The organism is Streptomyces sp. NPDC055632 (assembly GCF_053618675.1).
The window spans coordinates 123,797-147,825 of the sequence record NZ_JBSHHY010000016.1 but is presented as its reverse complement, the minus strand read 5'-3'; the positions used below and the strand labels follow the sequence as shown (position 1 = coordinate 147,825).

Below are 24,029 nucleotides of genomic sequence, written 5' to 3'. Positions count from 1 at the left end.
CTTCGCGCGTCCCCGGGGGACCGCCGCGCGAACGCGGTTCAGTACGACTCGGTGAAGAGGCGGGAGGCCTTCACGTCGGTGGAGCGGTAGCTGTCCTTGCCCTGCTCGACGATCTTGGCGACCTTCTCCAGCCGCTCCTTCATGTCCTCGGCGCGCTTCTTGTACTTGCCCTGGAGGATCTCGTACTCGCGGTGCGCGTCACCGTCCCAGGTGTCGGTGACGACCCTGAGCGCGGTGTCCATCTCCTGGATGTCCTTGATGATGTTCTGCGAGACCGCGCGGATGCGGTTCGCCATCTCCTGGACGCTCTCGTACCGTACCCGGGTGCCGGCGCTGTCGACAGACATTTCGTCCCCTTTTCTTAGAGGTTGTTGAGCGCGGAGCTGTTGTTGGCGGCGGCGAACGCGGCACGGACCTCGTCGTCGTTCGCGTTGCTGAGGTTCTTCGTCTCGCCGACGGCGTTGAGCAGCACGTTCAGCAGACGGCGGATGGTGTCGTGGTCCTCGTTGAGGAGCGTCTGGGCCTGCTTGAAGCCCACCGCGCCGACACCGGTCCAGCCGGCGCTGCACGTCTCCAGGATGTTGGCGAGCTCACGCGCCTGCTTGGAGACCGCCTCACCGGTCTCCGTGATCTTGTTCTTGGCCTTGACGACCGGGTCGTCTGCGAGTCCGAACCCGCCGGCGGGAGTGCTCATTCGTGCTCCTCGGTTGGTGAGATGACCTTGCTCATGCGTCTGTCGACGCTCTCCTGCGTACTACCACCGTCACGACGGCGCCCAGGACGGCGACGACGGCGACGGCGCTCGCGGCGACGGCCCAGAGCGGGAGACCGCTCTCCTCGGACCCGGTGGCCGACCCGGCCTTCGCGGGTGTCCCGGGGCCCGTGGTCGGGCTCGTGCCGCTTGCCCCCGTGTTGTCAGGAGAGGGGGAAGTCTGCGATGCGGATGGGGCGGGGGACTTGCTCGCCCGCGCGGCGAGCAGCGGGTTGACGTCCGGGTCGCCGGGGTTCCCCTTGCCCTCCAGGAGCACCTGGGCGGGGCGCACGGAGCCGTAGCCGATGTACTTGCTGGGGACGGGACCGTTGTGCCCGGCGGTCTCCAGCATGACCCGGAGGACCTGGTTGGCGGTCCAGTCGGGGTGGGCGGACCAGATGAGGGCGGCGGCGCCGGAGGCGATGGCGGAGGCGTGGCTGGTGCCCTCGAAGGCGCAGTACTCGGACTTGTTCTTGGAACAGCGGCCCGGCGCATCGACGCCGGGGGCGGCAAGGGCGAGGTGGGGGCCGTAGTTGGAGAACTTGGCGATCTTTCCCTTGGTGTCGAGGGCTCCGACGGCGACGACACCAGGAGTCGCCGCCGGATAGGACACCCCGTCCTCCCCGTCGTTACCGGACGCCGCGAAGATCAGGACGTTCTTCGACAGGGCGTAATCCACTGCCGCCTGCCACTTGGGGATGCCCTCTTCGAACTCGACACCGCCCATCGAGATATTGATCACCCGGGCACCGTTGTCGGCCGCGTACCGAATTGCCCGGCTCGCATAGCCCACCAGGTCGTATGACCCGACAGCATCGGCGACCTTCAGGGAGAGGATCTTGGCATCCGGGGCGATTCCCTTGACGCCGCCGTTCGCCCCGGTGCCCGCGATGGCGAGGGCCATATTCGTGCCGTGAGGGCTCGTGTCCTCGCCGTTCGTCAGGCCGTTCTTCCCTTTGTCGTCGTAGAAGTCGCGCCCCGGAAGCACCTTGCCGCGCAGCTCGGCCATGGACGAGTCGACGCCGTTGTCGAGTACGGCGACCGTAACGCCCTTGCCCGTCGACACCTTCCACAGCTCGTCCGCCTTCATCGCGTCCAGGTACCACTGGCGCGACCGCATGTCGTCCGCCTGCGCCGCCGGCGCCGCGACGGTCCACGTCGCGACGACGGCGGTCAGGGCGCCGAGCAGGCCGACCGCTCGGCTGCGAACGGCCCGGGTGGGGAGGGACATCAGGGAAGGGCTCCTAGTCGATGACGGGCGGGACGATCCGGCGCTGTCCCGAGGTCCACGTCTCCTCGTCCTCGGACAGGTAGTCGGGACGGTTGCGCGTCTCGCGACGCTCCTCCTCGCCCGGTCCGGTCGAGGCCGGAGGGCGGACGAGTCCCGTACCACCGGGGGTGAAGGCGCGCCCACCCGTGGTGGACGCGGCGGCGGACCCCACGGTTCCGCCCGGCTGGGTCGCCAGTCGTCGGCCCGCCGCACCGGGCGCGCCGACGGGAGTACCGCCGTGCATCCCCGCGCCGGGGCCGTGCATGCCCGCGGCACCGCGACCGTACGGGGAGGCGCCGCGCTCCTCGCCGATGACCGTGCCCATGGGCATCCGCCCCATCTGCTGGCCGGCCACGGGACGCCCGGGGACCTGTCGGCCGCCGGTGATGCCCTCGGTCCGGGGACCGGGGCCCAGCGGGCTGGGGCCCGTGAGGCCGGGGGCACGGCCGACCGGACCCGTCGCGGTCGGGCCCGGGACGACCGGGCGCCCGAAGTGCTGACCGCCCTGGGGCCCGGTCTGCGGGACGAGGGGCGGAGCGAGAGGCGGGAGCACGGGCCCCGGTCCGCTCGTCGTCGGGGGCTGCACGACCGGGGGCTGTGCCGTGGGCCGGGTCGGCGCCTCCGGCGCGACGGTCACCGAGTCGAGGTTGGTGTCCACCGCCCTGTCCGGCGGCGCGACCGGCGGAGTGGGCAGGGTCGGCGTGGTCGGTGGCGTGGTCGGTGGCGTCGTCGGCGTCGGTGTCGTCGGCGAGGTCGGTGTCGTCGGCGGGGACAGCGGCGTGATCCGGTCGGTGCCGCCGGTGCCCGGCTCGGCGGACCGCAGGGACGACGAGTGGCCGGCCGGGGCGGAGCCCGTACCCGTGCCCGAGGCCATACCGGAGGATCCCGTACCGCCTCCGGGACCGTACGCCTTCTCACCGAGGTCGAGGGAGCCGTTCAGCGGCTTGAACTCCGGCTGCCGCTCCGCCGCCAGCCGGTCCCGCGTCGTGTCGTAGTACGACGACAGGCGCTGGAGCTGCTGGATCGCCTCCTGGAGCTTCGGGCCCTTCTCGGCCTCCAGGCGGGCCTTCTCCTTCTCCGGGTCCGCGAAGCACATGCCCGCCGGCTTCGGCACGGCGGCCTTCGCCTCGGTGAGGGCCTGGCCGGCGCGCTTCATCTCGTCGGATACGACCTTGGTGAAGTCGCCGAGGACCAGGGTCTCGGAGACCATGCCCGCGCCCCACTTGCGGAACGCGTCGCCGCCCTCGCCCTCCCACTCCACACGGCTGATGTAGTGCCGCAGGTCGGAGGCGATGGCGAGGATCTTGGGCACCGCGGCCGCGAGGGCGGTGCCGCTGCCCGACAGCTCCTCGGGCTTGGCCGCCGCGATCATCGCGTACAGGGCGTCCAGGGACTTCCCCTCGAACTCTCCTGACATCGTGTGTTCCTCCCCCGTAGCGTCAGCTGAATCCGCCGGTGTCGGCGGTCCCGTGCGTCGGTGTGGTCGGCTGCTCGGGCTTGGGCGCGCCCTGGCCCTCGGTGCCGTAGTTCTTCTTGTGGTCGTCCCCGACGTGCTTCTGGATCGCGGCGAAGCGACGCCGCTCCTCCTCGTCCACGCCCGAGTAACCCTTGTCGGCGATCTGGGCGTTGATGCCCATCGCCTCGATCGTCTCGCCGAAGATCTTCGTCAGCTCTTCGAGCCGCGTGCGCACCTTGTCGTACGCCCCGTGCAGTTCGGTCGCGGCGGCGAAACCCGTGCCGTACGCGTCCGGTGTGATCTTCTGCTCACCGATCTTCTTGTGCTCGGCGGGCGAGCCCTTCAGATCGTCGAGCAGTTTCTGCATGCGCGTCTGGAATGTCTGGAGCGTCACCTCTCCGACTTCCAGGTCCTTCTTGCCGTTCCCGTCCGGCCCAGCCACGTCAACTCCCCCGTCCCGCAAGAACAACGGCCACTCTAGCTACTTGGTACGACAGTTCCAACTGCAAAGTCCCGTTCGAAGGACCCGTCAAGGGTGTACCCCCTTGCGGCGGCGGCTGTCACGGATGACGGTGGCGGTTCCGGCCACCACGGCCACCAGGACGCCGCCGATCCCCAACGCGTAGGTGGCGAGCCGTTCGGAGCGCTCCTGGGGCGTCTCCGACAGCGCCAGGCGGGCCGGCTCGGGGGCCGGCGGCTTGGGCGGGCCCGGGTCGGGCGTGGGCGAGGACGGCGGCGTCCCGGGGAGGTCGGCGAGGGCCCGTACGGGGTCCACCACGCCCCAACCGACGTGGTTGTCGTGTCCGTTGACGGAGCGGACGGCGGTCTGCTCGATGCGGGCGACGACCTGGGCCGGGGTCCACTTCGGGTACTTGGCGCGGAGCAGGGCGGCGACGCCGGCGACGTACGGGGCGGAGAAGCTGGTGCCGTTGTCGACGCACTGGCCGCCGCCGGGGACGGTGGAGACGATGTCGACGCCGGGGGCGGCGACGCCCACGAAGGTCCCGGACTGGGAGAAGGCGGCGCGCTCGTTGTTGCGGTCCGAGGAGGCGACGGCGAGGACGCCGGGGAAGGCGGCCGGATAGGTGTTCTTGAGGGCGCCGTCCATGCCGTCGTTGCCCGCCGAGGCGACGACGACGACGCCCTTGGATATCGCGTTCGCGACGGCCCTGGCCAGGGTGGATTCCGGCGAGAGGGCCTGGGTGGTGTCCTGCGAGATGTTGATGACGTGGGCCTTCTTCGCGACGGCCCAGTCGATGGCCTCGGCCATCGTGTCGGTCTTGCCGCTGTTCTTCTCGTCGTTCTGCCGGATCGGGATGATCGTCGCCTCGGGGGCGAGCCCGACGAAGCCGGTGCCCTTGCGGGGACGGGCGGCGATGATCCCGGCGACCTTGGTCCCGTGGCCGACCTCGTCGACGGTGCCGTCCGTCTTGCCGCGCTTCTCGTCGCCGGAGCTCGGGTTCTTCTTGTCGGGCTTGAGGTAGTCCTTGCCCGCCTTGGCGTCGACGGCGGTGCGGAGCTGCGGGTTGACGTCGTCGACCCCGGTGTCGATGACGGCGATCCGGACGCCCTTGCCCTTGGTGTCCTGCCACAGTTCGTCGAGCAGGACCCGCTGGAGCGGCCAGGGGGTGCCCTCGATCTGCTTCTTCATGGGGAAGGTGCACTCGCCGCCGCCGTCGAGGGTGGGCCCGTCCTGCGGGGGCGCGGCGGCGGCCGCGGGGGCCGCCAGGAGGAGGGCGAGGGTGCCGGCGGTGAGCAGGGCCGCCGTGCGGTGCGTGGTCGTCACCGGTGCCACCCCCTAGGAACCCTGCGGCTGGCGCGCGCTGTTGGTGTCGAGGCGCGGGCCCTTCGAGAGGAACTCGGACCACTCCATCGGCACGAGGACCGGAGTGACCTTCTCGTAGCCGAGACGCTTCTGGGCGTCGCTGGGTTCCGGGCGCCCGTCGCTCTGCTTCTGCTCCCCCGCGCCGATCTCGGAACGGCCGGAGTCGGAGTCGCCGTTGGCCTGGACGGCGTACCGCAGGCCGGTGTCGGTGACGAGGAAGAGGGAGCCGTCGGGCGCCTTCTGCCGGCCCTGGATCTGGGTGTAGAGGAGGCCGGTGCCGGGCGTGACGTAGGTGCTGGTGCCGCCGGCGGTGATGTCGGCGGGGTAGTCGCGGCCGGCCCAGGTGGTGAGGGTCGTCCCGCCCTTCTCGTCGACGTGGGTGAGGACGCTGCAGACGGTGTCGCGGGCGCCGGAGCCGGAGGCGGCGTTGACCTGGGCGGACTTCAGGCGGGGCCAGCGGACGCCGTCGTGGAAGGGGGTGGGGTCCGGGTCGACGGAGGAGGCGTCGACGGTGGTCGCCCGGCCGTCCATGTCGAGGACGCCGGTCTGCGGGGAGTTGATGAGGAGCCAGGCGGTGAAGGGGGTGACGGGCTGGACCTTCCCGGCGAGCACGACGTAGTGCTGGGGGCCGGAGCCGGTCTGGGCGAGGAGGACCATGCCGATGCGGTTCTCGGTGCCGGTCAGGGTGTTGCCGGGTATGCCCGCGGACTCCCCGACCCGCCCGTCGAGGCGCGGGAAGTCGATCTCGTCGCCGGTCTTCAGGGTGGCGAGCCAGTCGTCGGTGACGGGCTGCGGGTCCTTGCCGAGGCCGACGAGGGCGGTGAGGAGGCCGGTGGAATCGGCCTTCACGGGGTACTTGGTGCCGGTGTGGTCGATGAGGAACTGGGTGTTCCCCTTCTGGCCCTTGACGTACAGGACCTGCCCGTCCTTGAGGCGTTCGGCGCCCTCGGTCCGCTTGAGGTCGCGCTCGGCGAAGAGGAAGGTCGCCTTCTGGACCCCGGCGCCCTTGCCGCCGCCGGGCTGCTCGCAGACGGCCCACCGCTTGGCCTTCCCCGCGTCGTCCGCCGTGGGCAGCCGGTCGGGGGCGTAGGGGATGCCGAGGATCGGGCCGCGCGGCGGCTTGCCCTCGTCGAGCTTCTTGTCCTCGACCTGGATGACCTGGAACTTGTCGGGAGCGAGCAGGAGCCGGGCGGAGGCGAGGTTGAGGACGGGGTGGAGCAGGGTCTTCCTGCCCTTGCCCTTGCCGGTCTCCAGGACGACGTACCGGGTCGTCGACTGCTTGCCGACGATCACGCGGGTGCCGGGGTCGTCCCAGCCCTTGGGGGCGGTGGGCTTGAACATGCCCCAGGCGCCGAACCCGGCGACGACCAGCGCGGCGACGATCACTCCGGGGAGGACCGCGCGCAGCGGCCTCGGCGCCCCCTCCTCCGTACCGGAGGGAGAGGGTTGGAGGAATGCCGCCACCGTGCGCTTCTTCGCAAAGGTGTACGCGTTGAGCTCGTCCCGCCGCGATGCCATGAGTCCCCATTCTCGTCAGGCGCGATCTTCTCGCGGGGCGACCGGGGTGATGGCACCCGGGCCCCGGCCGTCGGACCGGCCCCCTACTATGCCTGCTGTCCCGTGGGGTTCGTGGGGCGGGTAGGGTGATCCGGCCGCCAAAGCCCTGGCGGGCCAGGGTCATCGGGACGAATTGAGGGGGATTCTCCATCATGGCTTCCGCGACGCGGAGGCGGCCCGCCGCGGCCTCCGCCTCCGCACCCCCGTCCGCGGCCCCGCCCGCGGGGTCCGGCTCCTCGGTCGCGCCGAGGCTCCAGGCCCGTCCCGGTCATTTCGGTTCGTTCCGATTGCAACAGCTCGTACTGGTCGAGGTGGCGGCGGCGCTGCTGCTCGTCGCCTGGGTCGTGGAGCCGATGCTGCTCGTCCCGGCGGGCGTGGTGGCCGTCGTGCTCGTCCTGCTGGCCGTGGTGCGCCGGCACCGGCGCTCCCTGCCCGAGTGGCTCGGCACCTTCCTCGCGCTGCGCGCCCGGACGCGCCGGACCTCGTCGTTCACGGTGCCCGAGGGCACCGAGCCGGGGTTCGCGCCGATCATGGAGTGCGACCCGGCGCTGCAGACCCACACGTACAGCGACCGCGACCGGCGTCCGGTCGGCATGGTCGGGGACGGCACCTTCCTGACCGCGGTCCTGCGGGTCGAGTCGGACGGCACGGCGCTGCGCCCGGACCGCTCGGCACGGCCGCTGCCGGTCGGGATCGTCCGGGACGTGCTGAGCGTGGACGGCGTCCGGCTGGAGTCGGCGCAGATCGTGCAGCACACGCAGCCGGCGCCCGCGCCGCACCTGCCCGCGCAGTCGATGGCGGCGCGCAACTACGGGCCGCTCCAGGCGCAGACGGGTTCGCCCGCGGTGCGGATCACCTGGATCGCGCTCAAGCTCGACCCCGAGCTGTGCCCGGAGGCGGTCGCCGCGCGCGGCGGCGGCATGACGGGCGCGCAGAAGTGCCTGGTGCGCGCGGCGGACCAGCTGGCGAGCCGGCTCGCGGGCGCCGGGTTCCGGGCGAGCGTGCTGACCGAGCAGGAGCTCACCTCGGCGCTCGCCACGTCGAGCTGCGCGAGCCCGATGGCGATCGCGCAGGCGGGCCGGGGCCGGGCACAGGAGCGGCGGACGCAGGAGACCGCCAGGACCTGGCGGGTGGACGACCGCCGGCACACGACGTACTGGGTGGGCCGCTGGCCCCAGTTGGGCGGCCGGAACGGCGGCGCGGGCGCGTCGATGCCGCAGCTGGTGGCCCTGCTGACCTCGCTGCCCGCGCTCGCGACGACGTTCAGCCTGACGCTGAGCGGCGGGGACAGGCAGGAGGTGACGGTGACCGGACACGTGCGGATCACCGGGCGCAGCGACGAGGAACTGGTGACCGCGCGGCACGAGCTGGAGCGCGCGGCGCGCGGGGTGAGGACGGGGCTCGTGCGACTGGACCGGGAACAGGTGCCCGGCATCCTGGCGACGCTTCCGCTGGGGGGTGCGCGCTGATGTCCACCGCCACGCCCCAGGGCACGCAGCCGGCCGCGGGCGCTCCCGGCACTCCGGGAGTGCCCGGCGCCTACGGCGCGCAGTCGGCCTCCGGCACGTACGGCGGACAGCCCGCCTCCGGTACGTACGGCGGGCAGGCCGCCCCCGCCGCCCCCCTCCCCCGGCCCACCGGGCGGAGCGGACGGCCCCGGTTCGGCTTCGGGCTCGTCGGGCCGCGCCGCGACCGGCACTCCATATCCGTGGAGCAACTCGACGCGCTGGCCCTGCCGGTGGGCGACGACGGCGTGGTGATCGGCGTCGACGCCGAGGGCCGCCCCGCCGTGCTCGGCATCAACCGGCCCGTCCCGTACGACGTCACCCTCATCGGCGGCCTGTGGACCGCGCAGGTCCTGGCGCTGCGGGCCGCCGCGACGGGCGCCCGGGTGGCGGTCGAGACCGGCCGCGCGCAGGCGTGGACGCCCCTCGCCCAGGCGGCGGGCGGAGGACAGCCGTGCATCACGCTGCACGACGTGGGCCGGGTGCCGCCGCAGGGCGCGTCGGCGGGCAGTCCGGTGGTCGTGGTGCGCGACTGCGGCATGCGGCCGCCGCGCGGCCGTGTCGTGTCGGCGCCCTGGCAGTCGGTGGTGACGCTGCTCCCCTACCTGAGCCCGGTCGCGCCCCGCCTCCTGGAGAAGTCCTCCCTGGTCGGGGTCCAGCGGGTGTCCCCGGACGAGGCGGACCGGATCGGCCGCATCATGAACCTGCCGCCCCAGGAGTACGGGGCGCTGTCCACGCTCGCGGACGGGGTGACCCTCTGGTGCACCCAGGACGACCGCCAGTTCGTGATGACACAGGCGACGGACGCCGAGACCGGATTGTTGGGCGGCGCGCGCCGCATGGACTGAGCGGCGCCAACTCGCCCCCGTACGTCCCTTTTTCCATTGTTTTGCATGGTGGGGGTTCTCACTCTGCGGCGCGGCCGGGTCACTTGGGGGCCGGACCGGGCCGCGGGGGCGGGCGGGGAGGGTCCGCCGGGCCTGCCCGGGGGTTGCCCGCGCCGATTAGGGTGGAAGGGCCCCGCCCACGACGGCACAAGGGTGCTCGACCACACCAGGAGGCAAAGTGAACGGCGATCGCGACGAGATCCACGGGGGTTGGAATCCACCCGCCGACGATCAGTCCGACGCGGATCCCGCCGAGATGACGGGTGAGTTCACCATCGACTACACCCCGCCCGCCTGGTACACGCAGAACGCGCCGGGCGGTACGGGGGCGGGCGGTGCCACTCCCCCGCCGCCGAGCGGAGCGCCGGTCCCCGTGCCGGGCGTCCCGGCGGGCGGCGGTTTCGAACCCCACTGGAGCCCGGCCCCGCCGGCCTCGCCGACGGCTCCCGTGACTCCTGCGGCTCCTGTGCCCCCTGCTGCTCCCGCGATCCCTGCGATCCCTGCGACCCCTGCGACCCCTGCGGCTCCTGTCGCACCGGAGCCGGCGCCGCCCGTCGCGCCCGCCGCCGTTCCGGGTGTTCCCGCCCCTGTGACCGGGACTCCGGCCGGGGGGACCCCGTCGGCGGGGATCCCGTCGGCGGCGGTGCCGCCGGTGGGTGGAGCGCCGGTGGGCGGAACCCCGGTGGGCGGATCTCCCGTGGCCGGTCCTCCCGCCGCAGGACCGGCGGCTCCGGTGCCGGGCGGCTCGCTGCCGGACGGCTTCACGGCCGGCGGTGCCGCGCCGAGCGCCTCCGTGCCGGGTGCGCCGCTGCCCGGTGGTTCCGCGCCCGACGGCTCGGCGCCCGAGGCCGCCGCCTCCTCCTTCGGGGGCGGAGACGTGGAGAGCGGTGCCACCGTGCGCTTCTCCCCCGCCGCGCTCCGGCGCGAGTTCGCGGAACGAGCGGCGGAGGAAGCTCAGAGCCCGGCGGCGTCCGCCGCCGAGGAGACGGACGCCTCCGCGGGCCCGAACGACGCCCCGGTTCCGGCTGATGCTCCGGTCCCGGCCGACGCCCCGGTCCGGGCCGAGGGCGACGACGCCCCGGCGGGCTCAGACGAGACCTCCGCCGAGGGTCCCGAAGAGGCCGAGGCCGCCGATTCGTCCACGACGAGCGGCGGCGGCGACGGCGTGCGGGACGCCGAGGAACCGGCCGAGGCCGTCGCCGCCTCCGACGCCGCCCCGGGCCCCGAGGACCGGCCGGCCGAAGCCGGCACGGAGCCGGAGCCGGAGACCAGGGCGGCGACGGAGGCGGAGGCCCCGGCCGACGCGCCCTCGGACGCTCCCGCCGCGCCGCTCCCGGCCGCCGACGCGCCGCAGGGCTTCGGTCCCGGCCCGGCCGCCCCGTACCCCGGCGCCTTCCCGGCCCCCGCGGGCCCCCCGCAGGCCGGAGCCGCGCCCGGACTGCCGCCGCTGCCCCCGTCGTTCCAGCCGGCCGCCCCCGGACCCGCCCAGCAGTGGCCCGCGCAGCCGGTGCCCGCCCAGCAGCCGTCCGCCCAGCCGGTGCCCCCGGCCGCGCCGCTGCCGCCCACCGCCGCCGCCTGGCCGTCGCCCGCGTCCGCGTCCGCCGCGCCCGGTCCCGTACCGCCGCAGGCGCAGGAGCCCGGCGGCTACGGCTACCCGCAGCAGGCCCCGCAGCCCCACCAGGCGCCCCGGCCCGCGCCCCCGGCCCCGCAGCAGGGCGGCTACGGCTTCCCGCACCCCGGTACGCCTCCGCAGCAGCCCGGTTACGGCTACCCGCAACAGCCCGGTTACGGCTACCCGCAGCAGCCCGGCGGTGTGCCGCCGCAGGCCCAGGAGCCGGGCGGCTACGGCTTCCCGCACCCCGGCGCCGTACCCCCGCAGGCTCCCCAGCCCCAGCCGCAGCCCCCGCACGACGCGCAGCCGCCCGTCGACCCCCGGACCGGTGGCGCCTGGCCCTCGCCCGTGACGCACGACCAGCGGGAGCGGTCCGTGCCGGGCGCCCCGCTCGGGTACAACGCGGCCGTCGAGCTCTCCTCCGACCGGCTGCTGCGGAACAACAAGCAGAAGCCCAAGTCCAGCCGCACCCCCGGCGCCGCCTCCCGCTTCAAGCTCGGCGGCAAGAAGGAGGAGGCGGAGCGGCAGCGGAAGCTGGACCTGATCCGGACGCCGGTCCTCTCCTGCTACCGGATCGCGGTCATCTCGCTCAAGGGCGGCGTCGGCAAGACCACGACGACCACCGCGCTCGGCGCGACCCTGGCGACCGAGCGGCAGGACAAGATCCTGGCGATCGACGCCAACCCGGACGCCGGCACCCTGGGCCGCCGGGTGCGGCGCGAGACCGGGGCGACCATCCGCGACCTGGTGCAGGCGATCCCGTACCTCCACTCGTACATGGACATCCGCCGGTTCACCTCGCAGGCGCCCTCGGGTCTGGAGATCCTGGCCAACGACGTGGACCCGGCCGTCTCGACGACCTTCAACGACGAGGACTACCGGCGGGCGATCGACGTCCTGGGCAAGCAGTACCCGATCATCCTGACCGACTCGGGCACGGGCCTGCTCTACAGCGCCATGCGCGGGGTGCTCGACCTCGCCGACCAGCTCATCATCATCTCGACGCCCTCCGTGGACGGCGCCTCCAGCGCGTCGACCACCCTGGACTGGCTCTCCGCGCACGGCTACGCGGACCTGGTGCAGCGCTCGATCACCGTCATCTCCGGCGTCCGCGAGACCGGCAAGATGATCAAGGTCGAGGACATCGTGCAGCACTTCCGGACCCGCTGCCGCGGGGTCGTGGTCGTGCCCTTCGACGAGCACCTGGCGGCCGGTGCCGAGGTCGACCTCGACATGATGCGGCCGAAGACCCGCGAGGCGTACTTCCACCTGTCGGCGATGGTGGCCGAGGACTTCGTACGGGCGCAGCAGGCGCAGGGCCTGTGGACCGGCGACGGCCAGGGCGCGCTGCCCCCGCACATGGCCCCGCCGATGCCGGGTCAGCCGGGACCCGGCCAGCCGATGCCGGGTCAGGGGATGCCGGGTCAGCCGTACCCCGGTCAGTTCGCCCCCGGTCAGCCCGGTCAGCCCGGTCAGCCCGTCCCCGGCCACTTCGCGCCGGGACAGCCGGAGCAGCCGGGCCAGCCCGGTCAGCCGGGGCAGTACGGCCAGCCGGGACAGTACGACCAGCCCGGTCAGCCGATGCCGGGTCAGTACGGCCGGCCCGCGCCGGGCCAGTTCGCCCCCGGGCAGCCCGCCCCCGGACAGCCGTACGCCCCCCAGGCCCCCCAGCCCGGACAGCCCTACCCGCCGCAGGCGTACCCGTCCCCCGGCCAGACCGGACAGACCGGACAGCCCGGACAGGACCCCGGCCCGATGCCCGGTCGGTTCGCCCCGGCCCAACCGATGCCCGGCCACCCGGCACCCGGTCAGCCGTACGCGCCCCAGGCGCCGTACCCCGGACAGCCCTACCCGCCGCAGCCCGGTCAGCCGGGTGCTCCGGGTGCTCCCGGCATGCCCCCGGCCTGGCAGCAGCAGCCCGCTCCGGGGCAGGTTCCGCCGCAGGAGCTTCCCGAGCAGCACGCCGGGCAGCCGCTGCCCCCGCAGGCGCCGCCGCAGGCCCCTCCGCAGGCGCCGCCAGCCCCTCAACAGTAGGGCGTCACAGGAGTAGACCAATGAGGCCCCGTATCGGTCGTCCGATACGGGGCCTCATGGCGTTCCCGCAGACCACAAGGGGTTTGAGTCATCGTTGACGACGGCAGACCACCGCTGATACACCTTCGCTTCACTCACCGTCAGCCCAAGATCCACGACAGAAACTCCGACGCGAGGTCACGTCCCATGGTCATGGTCACGAAGGTTCCACCCCGCCCCGCCCCCGTCCGAAGAGCCCTCCGGATCCTGCTCGCCTCCGGTCTCGCCGCCACCTCGCTCGTCGTCGTCCCCGGCACCGCGCGGGCGGAGGACGACAAGTCCGGCGGCACCACGCTCACGGTGGCGGTCTCGCAGAGCATCGACTCGCTGAGCCCGTTCCTCGCGCAGAAGCTCACCTCGACGAGCATCCACCGCCTGGCCTACGAGTACCTGACGAACTACGACCCGAAGGACGCCCGTACGGTCCCGGGCCTGGCGACCGCGTGGAAGCCCTCGCCCGACAAGCTGACGTGGACGTACACGATCCGCGGGGACTCGCTCTGGTCGGACGGGACGCAGGCCACCGCCGAGGACGCGGCCTGGACCTTCAACAAGATGATGACCGACCCGAACGCCGCCACCGCCAACGGCAGCTTCACGGCCAACTTCGAGAAGGTCACCGCGCCCGACCCGCAGACGCTCGTCATCAAGCTGAAGAAGCCGCAGGCGACGATGACCGCGCTCGACGTGCCGATCGTGCCCAAGCACGTCTGGGAGAAGGTCGGCGACTTCTCGAAGTTCAACAACGACCAGCAGTTCCCCGTCGTGGGCAACGGGCCCTTCGTCATCACCGACTACAAGGTCGACCAGTACATCAAGCTCAAGCCGAACAAGAAGTTCTGGCGGGGCGCGCCCAAGTTCGACGAGCTGGTCTTCAAGTACTACAAGGACGGGGACGCCGCCGTCGCCGCCCTCCAGAAGGGCGAGGTGTCCTTCGTGCCGAACCTGACGCCGGCCCAGGCCGACGCGCTGAAGACCCAGAAGAACATCAAGGTCAACGACGCCCCCGGCCGCCGCTTCTTCGCCCTCGCCACCAACCCGGGCGCCAGGGCCCGGGACGGGAAGGCGTTCGGCAACGGGCACAAGGCGCTGCTCGACCCGGCCGTGCGCAAGGCGCTCTTCCTCGCGGTCGACCGCGCCACCCTCGTCGACAAGGTCTTCCAGGGCCACGCCGTCGAGGGCGAGGGCTACATCCCGCCCCGCTTCGGCTCGTACTTCTGGAAGCCCGACGGCGACCAGGAGCGGAGGTACGACCCGGAGGAGGCCGCGCGGGTCCTGGACGCCGCCGGGTACCGGAAGAACGGTGAGGGCAAGCGGGTCGGCAAGGACGGGAAGGCGCTGGACTTCCGGATCCTGTGCCACGCCACCGACCCGAACGACAAGGCGGTCGGCAAGTACCTCCAGGAGTGGTGGGGCGAGCTCGGCGTCGGCCTGAAGGTCGAGTGTCTGGACAGCGTCTCGGACCCGTGGGTGAAGGGCGACTACGACCTCGCGTTCGACGGCTGGTCGGTCAACCCCGACCCGGACTACGTCCTCTCCATCCACACCTGCGGCGCCCTCCCGGCCACCCCGAAGGACAGCGGGGCCACCGACAACTTCATCTGCGACCAGGAGTTCGACGGGCTCTACGCGCAGCAGGCGGTGGAGTACGACGCCGCCAAGCGGGCGGATCTGGTGAAGCGGATGCAGTCCCGCCTGTACGACACGGGGTACATGAACGTCATGGCCTATCCGAACGCCCTGGAGGCGTACCGCACGGACCAGATCGCGTCCATCACGACCATGCCCGAGGCCGCCGGGAACCTGTGGGGCCAGGACGGCTACTGGAGCTGGTGGTCGGCCGTGCCGACCGCCTCGGCCTCCGGCGGGTCCGAGGGCGGCGGCTCCTCCACCGGGGTGATCGTCGGGATCGGCGCGGCCGTGGTGGTCGTGGTCGGTCTCGGCGTCGTCCTCGGCCTGCGCCGCCGGTCCACCGCCGACGACCGCGAGTAGTCCGTGACGACGACCAGCACCCCCGCCGACGTGGTGCGGGCCGACCAGGCCCGCGCCACGGACGGCGCACCCCGCACCGGCGCCTCCTCCGGCTACCTCCGCCACGCGGCGGGGAAGCTGGGCGGCGCGCTCGTCTCGCTCTTCGCCGTGCTCGTCACCAGCTTCTTCCTGTTCCGGATCATCCCCGGCGACCCGGTGAAGGCGATGACCCACGGCATGCCCACGTCGGCCGAGCAACTGGCCACGTTGAGGCGCCAGTTCGGGCTCGACCTGCCGCTCTGGCAGCAGTTCACCGACTACTGCGCGAAGGCCCTGACCGGCGACCTCGGCACCTCGTTCCAGTTCCGCGCCCCCGTCGGGGAGCTGATCTGGGAGAAGCTGCCGGCGACGCTGCTGCTCACCGGGGTCGCCGTGGTGATCTACTCGGCGCTCGGGCTGTGGCTCGGCACCCGCTCGGCCTGGCGCCACGGCGGCCTCGGGGACAGGCTGAACACGGGAATCGCGCTGACCCTGTGGTCGGTGCCGTCCTTCTGGCTCGGCCTGCTCCTCATCATCGTCTTCTCCGTCGGCGCGGGCCCGGTCCCCGGGCTCTTCCCGACCGGCGGCATGGAGTCGGGCACGGGCGAGACCGGTCTCGCGTACGTCCTGGACGTCGCCCACCACCTGGTCCTGCCGGTGGTGACCCTGGTGGCGGTCGGCTACGCGCAGACGCTGCTCGTGATGCGCTCCTCGCTCCTGGACGAGATGGGCGGCGACTACCTGACGACGGCGCGGGCGAAGGGGCTGCGCGACGACGCCGTGCGCCGCCGGCACGCGGTGCCGAACGCGCTCCTGCCGACCGTGACGATGATCTTCATCAACCTGGGCCACGTGGCGGCCGGTTCGATCCTGGTGGAGACGGTGTTCTCCTGGCCGGGGCTCGGCGGGCTCTTCTACCAGGCGCTCAGCGTGCCCGACCTGCCGCTGGTGCAGGGCCTGTTCGTGGTCTTCGCCGGAGCGATGATCCTGATGAACCTGCTCGCCGACCTGCTCTATCCGCTGCTCGACCCCCGGGTGGGCCGATGACCTCCTCCACGACCTCCACGACGCCCGCGCCGGAACCCGCCCCGGAGCCCCCGGGGAAATCCGCCCCCGAACCCGCGCGGAAGCCGCCCTCGGCGGCCTCCCTCGCCCGGCAGCGCCGCAAGGCCTCGGCGGTCCGCTTCTGGAAGCGGTACCGCACCCACCGCGCCGGTCTGTACGGCCTCGCCGGGCTCGTCCTGATCGCCCTGCTCGCGCTCGCCGCCCCGCTGCTCGTCGGCGCCGACGTGCAGTCGGTGACGGAGGCGCCGGGCACGGCCCTGGAGTCCCCGAGCGCCGAGTTCCCGCTCGGCACCGACCAGTTCGGGCGCTCGCTGCTCGGGCTGCTGGTCTGGGGGGCGCGGATCTCGCTGCTCGTCGGTCTGCTCGCGGCGGCCCTCTCGGTCGCCATCGGCACCCTGGTCGGGATCGTCGCCGGGCACTACGGCGGCTGGTTCTCGACCGTCGTCATGCGGATCACCGACTGGTTCCTGGTGATGCCGACGCTCGTCCTCGCGATCGTGCTCGCCACCGTGATGTCCCGCTCGATGTGGACGGTGGTCCTCGCGATCGGGGTGACCTCGTGGCCGACCACCGCCCGTCTGGTGCGGGCGCAGACCATCGCGGTGGAGTCGCGTCCGTACATCGAGCGGGCGACCGCGCTCGGCGGCGGCCACGGGCACGTCATGACCCGGCACGTGCTGCCGAACGTGATGCCGCTGGTCCTCGCGCAGACCACGCTCGGCATCTCGACCGCCATCCTCACCGAGGCCACCCTCGCCTTCCTCGGCCTGGGCGACCCGACGGTGGTCTCCTGGGGCGGGATGCTCCAGGACGCCCGGGAGGCCGGCGCGGTCTCCTCCGGGCACTGGTGGTACCTGGCCCCGCCCGGAATCGCGATCGCGCTGGTGGCGCTGGCCTTCACACTGTGCGGCCGGGCCGTCGAGTCCGTGCTCAACCCGAAGCTGGGGGTGGGGCGATGAGCCTCCTGGAAGTACGGGACCTCAGGGTGACGTACGGGTCGGGCGCGGCGGCCGTGCCCGCCGTGCGCGGGGTCGACCTGACCCTGGAGGCGGGGACCAAACTGGGCGTGGCCGGCGAGTCCGGCTGCGGCAAGTCCACGCTCGCGCTCGCGCTGCTCCGGCTGCTCCCGGCGTCGGCACGTCTGGAGGGCGAGATCCTGCTCGACGGCGAGGACGTCCTCGCGATGTCGTGGGGACGGCTGCGGGCCGTGCGCTGGGCGGGCGCGTCGATCGTCTTCCAGGGCGCGATGCACTCGCTGAACGCGGTGCACCGGATCGGGGACCAGATCGCGGAGCCGCTGCTCGTGCACGGCCGGGCGACCCCGGCGGCGGCCCGCAAGCGGGCCGGGGAACTCCTCGAACACGTCGGGCTGCCCGCCGCCCGCGCCGGCGCGTATCCGCACGAGCTGTCCGGCGGGCAGCGGCAGCGCGTGATGATCGCGATGGCGCTCGCCTGCGATCCGCGGCTGATCGTCGCGGACGAGCCGACGACCGCCCTGGACGTGATGATCCAGGCGCAGATCCTGCGCCTGATCGAGGGCCTGGTCGCCGAGCAGTCGATCAGCCTCCTGATGATCAGCCACGACCTGGCGGTCCTCGCCGACACCTGCGACCGGCTCGCCGTGATGTACGCGGGCCGGGTCGTCGAGGAGGGTCCGGCGCGGGAGGTGTACGAGGCGGCCGCGCACCCCTACGGGCGGGCGCTGTCCTCGGCGTTCCCGCGCATCGGCGACCCCGCCTCCCGGCGGGCGCCGCGCGGTCTGCCGGGCGATCCGCCGGACCCGGCCGACCTGCCGGGCGGCTGCGCCTTCCACCCGCGCTGCCCGGTGGCGGTGGACGTCTGCGGGGAACTGGACCTGGAACTGCGGGAGGCGGGCGCGGGGCGCCGGGCCGCCTGCGTGCACGTGGGGAGCGCTTCATGAGTACGGACACCTCCGCGCGCCCGGAGACGGGGACGGCGACCGGGTCGCTGCTCTCGGCCCGGGACCTGCGCGTGGTCTTCCCCGGACGCCGCGGCGCGCCGCCCGCCCGGGCGGTGGACGGCGTGGACCTGGACGTCGGCGCGGGCGAGATCGTGGCGCTCGTCGGGGAGTCGGGCTGCGGCAAGACGACCCTGGCCCGCTCGCTGCTCGGCCTGGTCCGGCCCACGTCGGGCACGGTCGCCTTCGACGGGGAGCCGCTCGCGTACTCCTCCGGGGCACTGAAGTCCTACCGGAAGCGGGCGCAGCTCGTCCTCCAGGACCCGAGCGGTTCGCTGAACCCCCGGCACACCGTGTACGACGCGGTGGCGGAGGGGCTGCGGATCCACGGGTACGCGGGGGACGAGCGGGCCGCCGTCGCCGGGGCCCTCGCGCGGGCCGGACTGCGCCCGCCGGAGCGCTTCTTCCTGCGCTACCCGCACGAGCTGTCCGGCGGGCAGCGGCAGCGGGTGGTCATCGCGGGCGCGCTGGTCCTGGAGCCCGAACTGATCGTCGCGGACGAGCCGGTGGCCTCCCTGGACGCGTCCGTGCGGGGCGAGATCCTGGCGCTGCTGCTGCGGCTGCGCGACGAACTGGGCCTGTCGGCCCTGGTGGTGACGCACGACCTGGGGCTCGCGTGGAACATCGCGGACCGGGTGGCGGTGATGTACCTGGGCCGGGTCGTGGAGACGGGCCCGGTGGAGACCGTCCTGACGAACCCGCGGCACCCCTACACGCGGGCGCTGCTCTCGGTGCTCCCGGAGTCCGAGGGGCCGCCGGTGGTGCTGACGGGCGAGCCCCCGGACCCGTCCCGGATCCCCTCCGGGTGCCGCTTCCACGCCCGCTGCCAGGTCCTCGCCTCGGGCGCGGCGGCGGCGGTCGCGGACCGGTGCCGGGGCGAGGACCTGCCGGTCCTGCCCGGCGGCGGGGCGGGCGCGGTGGCCTGCCACTGGGTGGGGAGCGGGAAGGCGGACTGACCCGGGCCGGGGCTCCGGACCCAGCGGGCCGGACCCGGTCCGGGCGCCTCGGCCACGGCGGGCCGGACCCGCTCCGGGTGCCTCGGCCCCGACGGATCAGACCTGCTCCGGGTGCTCCCGGTCGTACTCCTCGGTCAGCTCGCGGCAGCGCTTCACATCGCCCGCCATCGCCCGGAGCAGGTCTTCCAGGGTGTCGAAGCGCAGCATCCCGCGCACGTACGCCAGGAAGTCGACGGCCACGTGGAGCCCGTACAGGTCGAGGCCCTCGCGGTCGATCGCGTACGCCTCGACGGTCCGCTCGGTGCCGTCGAACTGCGGGTTGGTGCCGACCGAGATGGCCGCCGGCATCCGCTCGCCGGCGGCGGTCAGCCAGCCCGCGTAGACGCCGTCCGCCGGGATCGCGGTGTGCGGCAGGGTCTCGACGTTGGCGGTCGGGAAGCCGAGTTCGCGGCCGCGCTGGGCGCCGCGGACCACGACGCCCTCGACGCGGTGCGGGCGGCCGAGGATCTCGGCGGCCCCGGCCATGTCGCCCTCGGCGACCAGACGGCGGGTGAGGGTGGAGGAGAAGGGCTGGCCGCCGCCCGCGCTGCCGCTGACGTACAGGTCGACGACCTCGACCTCGTAGTCGTAGGTGGTGCCGAGCTCGGCGAGGAAGGCGACGTTCCCGGCGGCCCGGTGGCCGAAGCGGAAGTTGGGGCCCTCGATGACGGCCCTGGCGTGCAGCTTGTCGACGAGCACCTTGACGATGAAGTCGGCCGGGGAGAGCTGGGAGAACTCGGCGGTGAACGGCAGCACGAGCACCGCGTCCACGCCGAGGCCGGCCATCAGCTCGGCGCGCCGGTGGTGCGGGGCGAGCAGCGGCGGGTGGCTGCCGGGGCGCACGACCTCGGAGGGGTGCGGGTCGAAGGTGACCACGACGGAGGGGACGCCGAGCTCGCGGGCGCGCTCGACGGCCCGCCCGACGATCAGCTGGTGCCCGCGGTGCACACCGTCGTAGGAGCCGATGGTGACGACGCTGCGCCCCCAGTCCTGGGGAATGTCCTCCAAGCCACGCCAGCGCTGCACTGTGACCGCTCCTCGTCCGCCTGTTCGCCGATTACGCAGGTCTAAGACTGCCATGCCCACGCCCGTCGGCACGCATCGGCATGGAAGTGCCGGGGAAGCGCAGCGCGTCGAGGGTCTCGATGCCGAGGAGCGGCGCCCAGTCGCCGGGGGCGGCGACGATCCAGCCGCCGAGGAGTTCGGTGAAGACGGGCCGCTCGCGGACGAGGGCGGCGAGGAGCCGGTCGAGCCGCGCGGCGCCCTCGGAGGTGCGGACGCACAGCAGTCCGGCCCGGTGGGTGAGCTGCCGGGTGCGGGGCTCGCTGCGCTCCTCCGCCCGCTCGGCGGCGGCCGTCACGAGGGCCTCCACGACGGAGGAGTCCCCGGCCTCGGCCCCGTACCGCTCGTGCTCCAGGAGTACGTCGAGCAGCTCGGCCCGCAGGTGGCGGGAGGCGCCGGTGCCGGGTGCGGCGAGCACGGGGGCGAGGGCGCGGCGGAGCGGGACGGACCGGCTCCGGACCAGATCGCCGACCAGCGGGAACAGCACGGCCCCGGCCTCGGGTCCGGCTTCGAGGCGCCGGTCCACGAAGGCGGCCACGTGCGGGGCGTCCCCGGGGTGGAGGAGGGCGTGGTCGCGGACGAGGGCGGCGGCGCGGCGGGCGAGGGCGGGCGTGTCGATCCCGGCGAGGGCCTCCAGGATCGCGGCCGGGTCCCCGCCGGGGGCGTCCAGGCGGGTCCGGAGGGCGTCGAGGGCCTCCCCGGGGTGGGTGGCGAGGGCCGCGACGAGGGCGTCGACGGGGACGCCGGGCTCGGTCGCGGCGCGGGGCAGGTGCCGGGCGCGGGACTCGGGGTCGCGGACCAGGAGGCCGAGGGCGGCGCCGTGCAGGTCCCGGTCGGCGGGGCGGGCGAGGAGGGCGAGGGCGGCGTAGCGCAGGAGCTCGCGGTCGGCGGGGGCGGTGGCGCGGCCGGCGGCCAGGTGTCCGTACGCGGCGGCCGCGGCACGCCGCTCCGGGCGCCCGTCGTCGTGGGCCCAGCGGTCGACGGCCCGGCAGAGGGCGGAGGTCTCGTCCCGGGCGAGCGCGGCGAGGAGGCCCTCGGCGAGGGGGTGGGCGGTGGCGACGAGCGCCTCGCACAGGTCGTCGACGGCGAGGTCCCGGTGGGCGTGCAGGAGGGCCTGGGCGGCGGTGGCGACGGTGGCGTGCGGGGCGGCGGGCAGCGGGCGGGCGTCGCCGAACCAGCGGCACAGGAGCGGCTGGACGCCCCGGGGGTCGGCGGCGAGCAGCTCCGCGACCGTGCCGAACCAGCGGTCCCCGCCCGGCGGGTCGGCGGTGACGAGCCGCCGCAGCAGGTCGATCCGCTCGTCCTCCCCGACCGCGAGGCCCCGCCAGAACGCGGGTCCGAAGGCGGCGAGGGCGGGGTGCCGCCCCGGGCGGGCGCCGATCCGGTCGGCGAGCAGCCGCAGGACGGGCAGGCAGGGCCGGGGGTCCGGGATCCGCCGCAGGCTCTCCCCGAGCAGCCGCGCGGCCCACCAGGCCCCGTCCCCGTCCTTCCCGGCGTCCGTGAACCGGGCGAGCGCCTCGACGAGCCCGGCGAGCCGCGGCACGGACCCGCCCGCCCCCCGCTCCCGGTGTTCGAGCAGCAGCGCCTGGAGCACGGGCCCGATCCGGTGCCGGGGCACGGGCGGCGCCTCGGGAGCCCCGGCGGCCCGGGACTCCCCGCCGGCCGGACCGGGAAGGACGGCCGGGGGTACGACGGGGGCGGGGGTGCCGGGGCGCGGGGGCGGTCCGGAGGCGTCCGGGGCCGTGCGGGGCCCGGGCACGTCCGGGTCCACGGGGGAGCCGGAGCTCGCGGGGAGGTCGGGGCCGTTCGCCCCGGTGAGGGGCCGGGGGCCCGCTTCCGTGCCACCGGGGGCGCCCGGGTGCGCGAGGGGCCCGGAGGCCCCCGGGCCGGTGCTCCCGGGCGCGGGACCCGGCACCGGGCCGGGGGCCTCCGGGGACGCGGCCGGCGTCCGGTCCTCGTGGTGGGCGTGGACCAGGGCGTGGAGGGCCGTGTCCAGGTCCAGGTGGGCGGCCTGGAGCCAGTCGGCGAGCTCCTCGTGGGCGAAGCGGTAGCCGGAGCCCGCCGGGACGAGGAGGCCCTCGGTGAGGACGGCCGGGGCCCAGCCCTCCCGCCAGGGGAACAGCTCCTCGAAGGAGGCCCGGTCGAGGACGCCGTGGCCGGGGCCGAGGCAGCGGCGGGCCGCCTCGTGGACCCGGCCGGTCACGCGCGCGGCGAGCCGGCGGACGGCGGTCCCCCGGACCAGGGGCCGGGTCCCGGCGGCGATCCGGACGGCGGTCCGCAGGCACATCAGGTCGAGGTGGGCGGTGAAGACCTCCTCGCGGCAGGGCCGGCCCGGCACCTCGCCGGGCAGCGCGGCGCGGACCTCGGCGAGCAGCCGCAGGGCGAGCGGGTGCCGGGCGTCCGCCTCGGCGAGGTCCGTCTCCCGGAGCCCGTACCCCTCGCGCACGGCCCGCGCCTCCGCCTCGGTGTACGGGCCGAGGACGACGGCCGGGGGGAGCCCGCTCCCGTCGTCCCCGGCCGCGGGGCGGTGCGGGGCCTCCGGGCCGTAGAGGGCGCCGGCCCGCTCCCAGTGCTCGGGGCGGCAGGCGGTGGCGAGCCGGACCCCGTGGGCGCGGAGCCACCGCTCGGTGGCCGCGGTCCAGGCGGGGAGCCGGTGGGCGAGGAGCGGGGGCATCTCCTCGGGGCCGTCGAGGACGACGAGGAGCGGCCGGCCGGCCTCCCGGGCGAGGGCGGCGGCCCGCTCGGGGGTGGCGGTGGTGGTGTCGCCGAGGGCGCCGGAGGCGGTGACGATGCGCCCGGCCCGGTCCAGGGCGCGGCCGACGGCGTCGGCGAGGGAGTGGTCCTCGGCGCGCAGGTCGGCGCCGCGCAGCCGGACGGTGGGGGCCGGGGCCTCGCCCCGGGCGCGGCGGGCGCAGAGCGCGGCGAGGGCGGTGGTGCGGCCGCTGCCGGGGGTGCCGACCAGGGCGAGGACGGGGGCGTCCCCGGCGGCGAAGCGGTCGAGTTCGCGGACGCACCCGGCGCGCTCGACGGGTTCGGGCCAGGGCCCGGGGTCCCGCACGGGGCCGGTGGAGGTGGCGGTGAGCTCCAGGATCCCGGCGAGGTTGAGGTCGGGGCCGTAGGCGGGGACGGTGGCGGCGTTGCGCCGCAGCAGCTCGGTGAGCGGGCCCTCGGGCCGGAGCGGGACCGCGTATCCGGCGGCCCTGCGGCCGCCGTGGAGGGCGGTGCCGAGGACGGCGAGGACGGTGCCGGTGGCGGTGTCGAGGACGGGGCTCCCCGCGGCCCGGCCGCCGCGCCGGAGCGCCTCGGCGCCCTCGGTGCCGATGGCGAGTGCGAGGGCCTCGTCGAGGTCGTGGAAGCGGTCGGCGGCGGTGTACGTGACGGTGGCGGGACCGAGGACGCGCGCCTCGCGCCAGCCGTGGGCCTCGATCCGGACGTAGGTGCCGGGTTCGATCTCGGGGCGGGTGGCGAGCGGCAGGGGGCGGACGCCGAGTCCTTCGCTGCGGACGAGGGCGAGCCCGCTCTCGGGCAGGGGGGTGACGGCCCCGGCCTCGGCGAGCCAGCTGCGGTCGTCGGGCGCGCGCAGCAGCACGCGGCTGAGCCCGTCGACGGCTTCGTGGCTGGTGACGACCGTCCCGTGGTGGTCGGCGAGGAATCCGGTGCCGCGCGTCCGGCCCGCCGGATCGCAGATCCGCACCAGCGTCGCCAGGTCCCCGCGTCCCATGGTGACGACGGTAGGCGGCCGGTGATCGGGCGACGGCGCACGGAGGGGAACGCGCCCCCTCTCACTCCCCCTTCTGCTCCGAGCGCCTCCCCGGTGGAGTGAATCTCCGTGACTTTCCGGGACAGGGTCCGGGTGGGGGAACCAGAGTGGGGGGGGGGGGGGGGGGCGGCGGGCCGCCCCCGCACGTGGGGTGTTAAGATGAGGCGGGCGGCCCGCCCGGGAGGCGGGGGGGGGAGGGGTCCCCCGCGGCCGGGGGCGGGCG

The 24,029-nt window shown here is 74.5% G+C and carries 17 protein-coding genes; 8 read left to right on the top strand and 9 right to left on the bottom strand.

What is annotated here, in order from left to right:
* Nucleotides 1-38: 38 nt before the first annotated feature.
* The 7 genes from ACWGSR_RS21620 to eccB all read right to left on the bottom strand — a co-directional run bounded on the left by ACWGSR_RS21620 (nucleotide 39) and on the right by eccB (nucleotide 6,820).
* Nucleotides 39-347 carry a WXG100 family type VII secretion target gene (locus tag ACWGSR_RS21620; RefSeq protein ID WP_376241895.1) on the bottom strand — a complete coding sequence of 103 codons (309 nt, stop codon included), beginning with the start codon at nucleotides 345-347 and terminating at the stop codon, nucleotides 39-41.
* A gap of 14 nt (nucleotides 348-361) precedes the next feature.
* Nucleotides 362-694 (bottom strand): hypothetical protein, encoded by a 333-nt coding sequence (locus ACWGSR_RS21615; RefSeq protein ID WP_366372296.1) that lies wholly within the window; start codon nucleotides 692-694, stop codon nucleotides 362-364.
* A gap of 31 nt (nucleotides 695-725) precedes the next feature.
* Nucleotides 726-1,982 carry a S8 family serine peptidase gene (locus tag ACWGSR_RS21610; RefSeq protein ID WP_453568236.1) on the bottom strand — a complete coding sequence of 419 codons (1,257 nt, stop codon included), beginning with the start codon at nucleotides 1,980-1,982 and terminating at the stop codon, nucleotides 726-728.
* A gap of 13 nt (nucleotides 1,983-1,995) precedes the next feature.
* The gene (locus ACWGSR_RS21605; protein WP_453568234.1) at nucleotides 1,996-3,438 is read right to left on the bottom strand and encodes a hypothetical protein; all 1,443 of its coding nucleotides are present in this window, start codon (nucleotides 3,436-3,438) and stop codon (nucleotides 1,996-1,998) included.
* 22 nt (nucleotides 3,439-3,460) lie between these two features.
* Nucleotides 3,461-3,919 carry a hypothetical protein gene (locus tag ACWGSR_RS21600; RefSeq protein ID WP_376241902.1) on the bottom strand — a complete coding sequence of 153 codons (459 nt, stop codon included), beginning with the start codon at nucleotides 3,917-3,919 and terminating at the stop codon, nucleotides 3,461-3,463.
* Nucleotides 3,920-4,006: 87 nt separating this feature from the next.
* Nucleotides 4,007-5,263 carry a type VII secretion-associated serine protease mycosin gene (mycP, locus tag ACWGSR_RS21595; RefSeq protein WP_453568232.1) on the bottom strand — a complete coding sequence of 419 codons (1,257 nt, stop codon included), beginning with the start codon at nucleotides 5,261-5,263 and terminating at the stop codon, nucleotides 4,007-4,009.
* Between the two features lie 12 nt (nucleotides 5,264-5,275).
* Nucleotides 5,276-6,820 carry a type VII secretion protein EccB gene (gene eccB, locus ACWGSR_RS21590; RefSeq protein WP_376241906.1) on the bottom strand — a complete coding sequence of 515 codons (1,545 nt, stop codon included), beginning with the start codon at nucleotides 6,818-6,820 and terminating at the stop codon, nucleotides 5,276-5,278.
* Nucleotides 6,821-7,011: 191 nt separating this feature from the next.
* On the opposite strand from eccB, the gene eccE reads away from it, so the two are divergent.
* The 8 genes from eccE to ACWGSR_RS21550 all read left to right on the top strand — a co-directional run bounded on the left by eccE (nucleotide 7,012) and on the right by ACWGSR_RS21550 (nucleotide 18,945).
* On the top strand, nucleotides 7,012-8,328 hold the full coding sequence (gene eccE, locus ACWGSR_RS21585) for a type VII secretion protein EccE (protein WP_376241908.1): 1,317 nt from the start codon (nucleotides 7,012-7,014) through the stop codon (nucleotides 8,326-8,328).
* Complete coding sequence (locus ACWGSR_RS21580; RefSeq protein ID WP_453568229.1) at nucleotides 8,328-9,212, top strand: hypothetical protein; 885 nt, start codon at nucleotides 8,328-8,330, stop codon at nucleotides 9,210-9,212. The genes eccE and ACWGSR_RS21580 overlap by 1 nt, the downstream gene beginning before the upstream one ends.
* Nucleotides 9,213-9,429: 217 nt before the next feature.
* Entirely contained in the window at nucleotides 9,430-12,897 is a 3,468-nt protein-coding gene (locus ACWGSR_RS21575) for an SCO5717 family growth-regulating ATPase (RefSeq protein WP_453568227.1), read from the top strand.
* 192 nt (nucleotides 12,898-13,089) lie between these two features.
* Nucleotides 13,090-14,928, top strand: a complete 1,839-nt coding sequence (locus ACWGSR_RS21570; protein ID WP_453568262.1) for an ABC transporter substrate-binding protein — start codon at nucleotides 13,090-13,092, stop codon at nucleotides 14,926-14,928.
* A gap of 3 nt (nucleotides 14,929-14,931) precedes the next feature.
* A complete protein-coding gene (locus ACWGSR_RS21565; RefSeq protein ID WP_376241914.1) occupies nucleotides 14,932-15,993 on the top strand; it encodes an ABC transporter permease in 1,062 nt (353 codons plus the stop codon).
* Nucleotides 15,990-16,970: an ABC transporter permease gene (locus ACWGSR_RS21560; protein ID WP_376241916.1), complete on the top strand. Its 981-nt coding sequence runs from the start codon at nucleotides 15,990-15,992 to the stop codon at nucleotides 16,968-16,970. The genes ACWGSR_RS21565 and ACWGSR_RS21560 overlap by 4 nt, the downstream gene beginning before the upstream one ends.
* A complete protein-coding gene (locus tag ACWGSR_RS21555; RefSeq protein WP_453568224.1) occupies nucleotides 16,967-17,932 on the top strand; it encodes an ABC transporter ATP-binding protein in 966 nt (321 codons plus the stop codon). Before ACWGSR_RS21560 ends, ACWGSR_RS21555 begins: the two co-directional genes overlap by 4 nt.
* Complete coding sequence (locus ACWGSR_RS21550) at nucleotides 17,929-18,945, top strand: ABC transporter ATP-binding protein (protein WP_453568222.1); 1,017 nt, start codon at nucleotides 17,929-17,931, stop codon at nucleotides 18,943-18,945. The genes ACWGSR_RS21555 and ACWGSR_RS21550 overlap by 4 nt, the downstream gene beginning before the upstream one ends.
* 96 nt (nucleotides 18,946-19,041) lie before the next feature.
* Here ACWGSR_RS21550 and ACWGSR_RS21545 read toward each other — a convergent pair whose 3' ends face one another.
* The gene (locus ACWGSR_RS21545) at nucleotides 19,042-20,010 is read right to left on the bottom strand and encodes a bifunctional riboflavin kinase/FAD synthetase (protein WP_453568220.1); all 969 of its coding nucleotides are present in this window, start codon (nucleotides 20,008-20,010) and stop codon (nucleotides 19,042-19,044) included.
* 31 nt (nucleotides 20,011-20,041) lie between these two features.
* Nucleotides 20,042-23,767 carry a trypsin-like peptidase domain-containing protein gene (locus tag ACWGSR_RS21540; protein WP_453568218.1) on the bottom strand — a complete coding sequence of 1,242 codons (3,726 nt, stop codon included), beginning with the start codon at nucleotides 23,765-23,767 and terminating at the stop codon, nucleotides 20,042-20,044.
* Nucleotides 23,768-24,029 lie beyond the last annotated feature (262 nt).

What these genes read in the sequence shown, in the direction of transcription:
- ACWGSR_RS21620 (WP_376241895.1), bottom strand. Translation starts at nt 347, where the DNA reads ATGTCTGTCGACAGCGCCGGCACCCGGGTACGGTACGAGAGCGTCCAG.
- ACWGSR_RS21615 (WP_366372296.1), bottom strand. Translation starts at nt 694, where the DNA reads ATGAGCACTCCCGCCGGCGGGTTCGGACTCGCAGACGACCCGGTCGTC.
- ACWGSR_RS21610 (WP_453568236.1), bottom strand. Translation starts at nt 1,982, where the DNA reads ATGTCCCTCCCCACCCGGGCCGTTCGCAGCCGAGCGGTCGGCCTGCTC.
- ACWGSR_RS21605 (WP_453568234.1), bottom strand. Translation starts at nt 3,438, where the DNA reads ATGTCAGGAGAGTTCGAGGGGAAGTCCCTGGACGCCCTGTACGCGATG.
- eccB (WP_376241906.1), bottom strand. Translation starts at nt 6,820, where the DNA reads ATGGCATCGCGGCGGGACGAGCTCAACGCGTACACCTTTGCGAAGAAG.
- eccE (WP_376241908.1), top strand. Translation starts at nt 7,012, where the DNA reads ATGGCTTCCGCGACGCGGAGGCGGCCCGCCGCGGCCTCCGCCTCCGCA.
- ACWGSR_RS21580 (WP_453568229.1), top strand. Translation starts at nt 8,328, where the DNA reads ATGTCCACCGCCACGCCCCAGGGCACGCAGCCGGCCGCGGGCGCTCCC.
- ACWGSR_RS21570 (WP_453568262.1), top strand. Translation starts at nt 13,090, where the DNA reads ATGGTCACGAAGGTTCCACCCCGCCCCGCCCCCGTCCGAAGAGCCCTC.
- ACWGSR_RS21560 (WP_376241916.1), top strand. Translation starts at nt 15,990, where the DNA reads ATGACCTCCTCCACGACCTCCACGACGCCCGCGCCGGAACCCGCCCCG.
- ACWGSR_RS21555 (WP_453568224.1), top strand. Translation starts at nt 16,967, where the DNA reads ATGAGCCTCCTGGAAGTACGGGACCTCAGGGTGACGTACGGGTCGGGC.
- ACWGSR_RS21550 (WP_453568222.1), top strand. Translation starts at nt 17,929, where the DNA reads ATGAGTACGGACACCTCCGCGCGCCCGGAGACGGGGACGGCGACCGGG.
- ACWGSR_RS21540 (WP_453568218.1), bottom strand. Translation starts at nt 23,767, where the DNA reads ATGGGACGCGGGGACCTGGCGACGCTGGTGCGGATCTGCGATCCGGCG.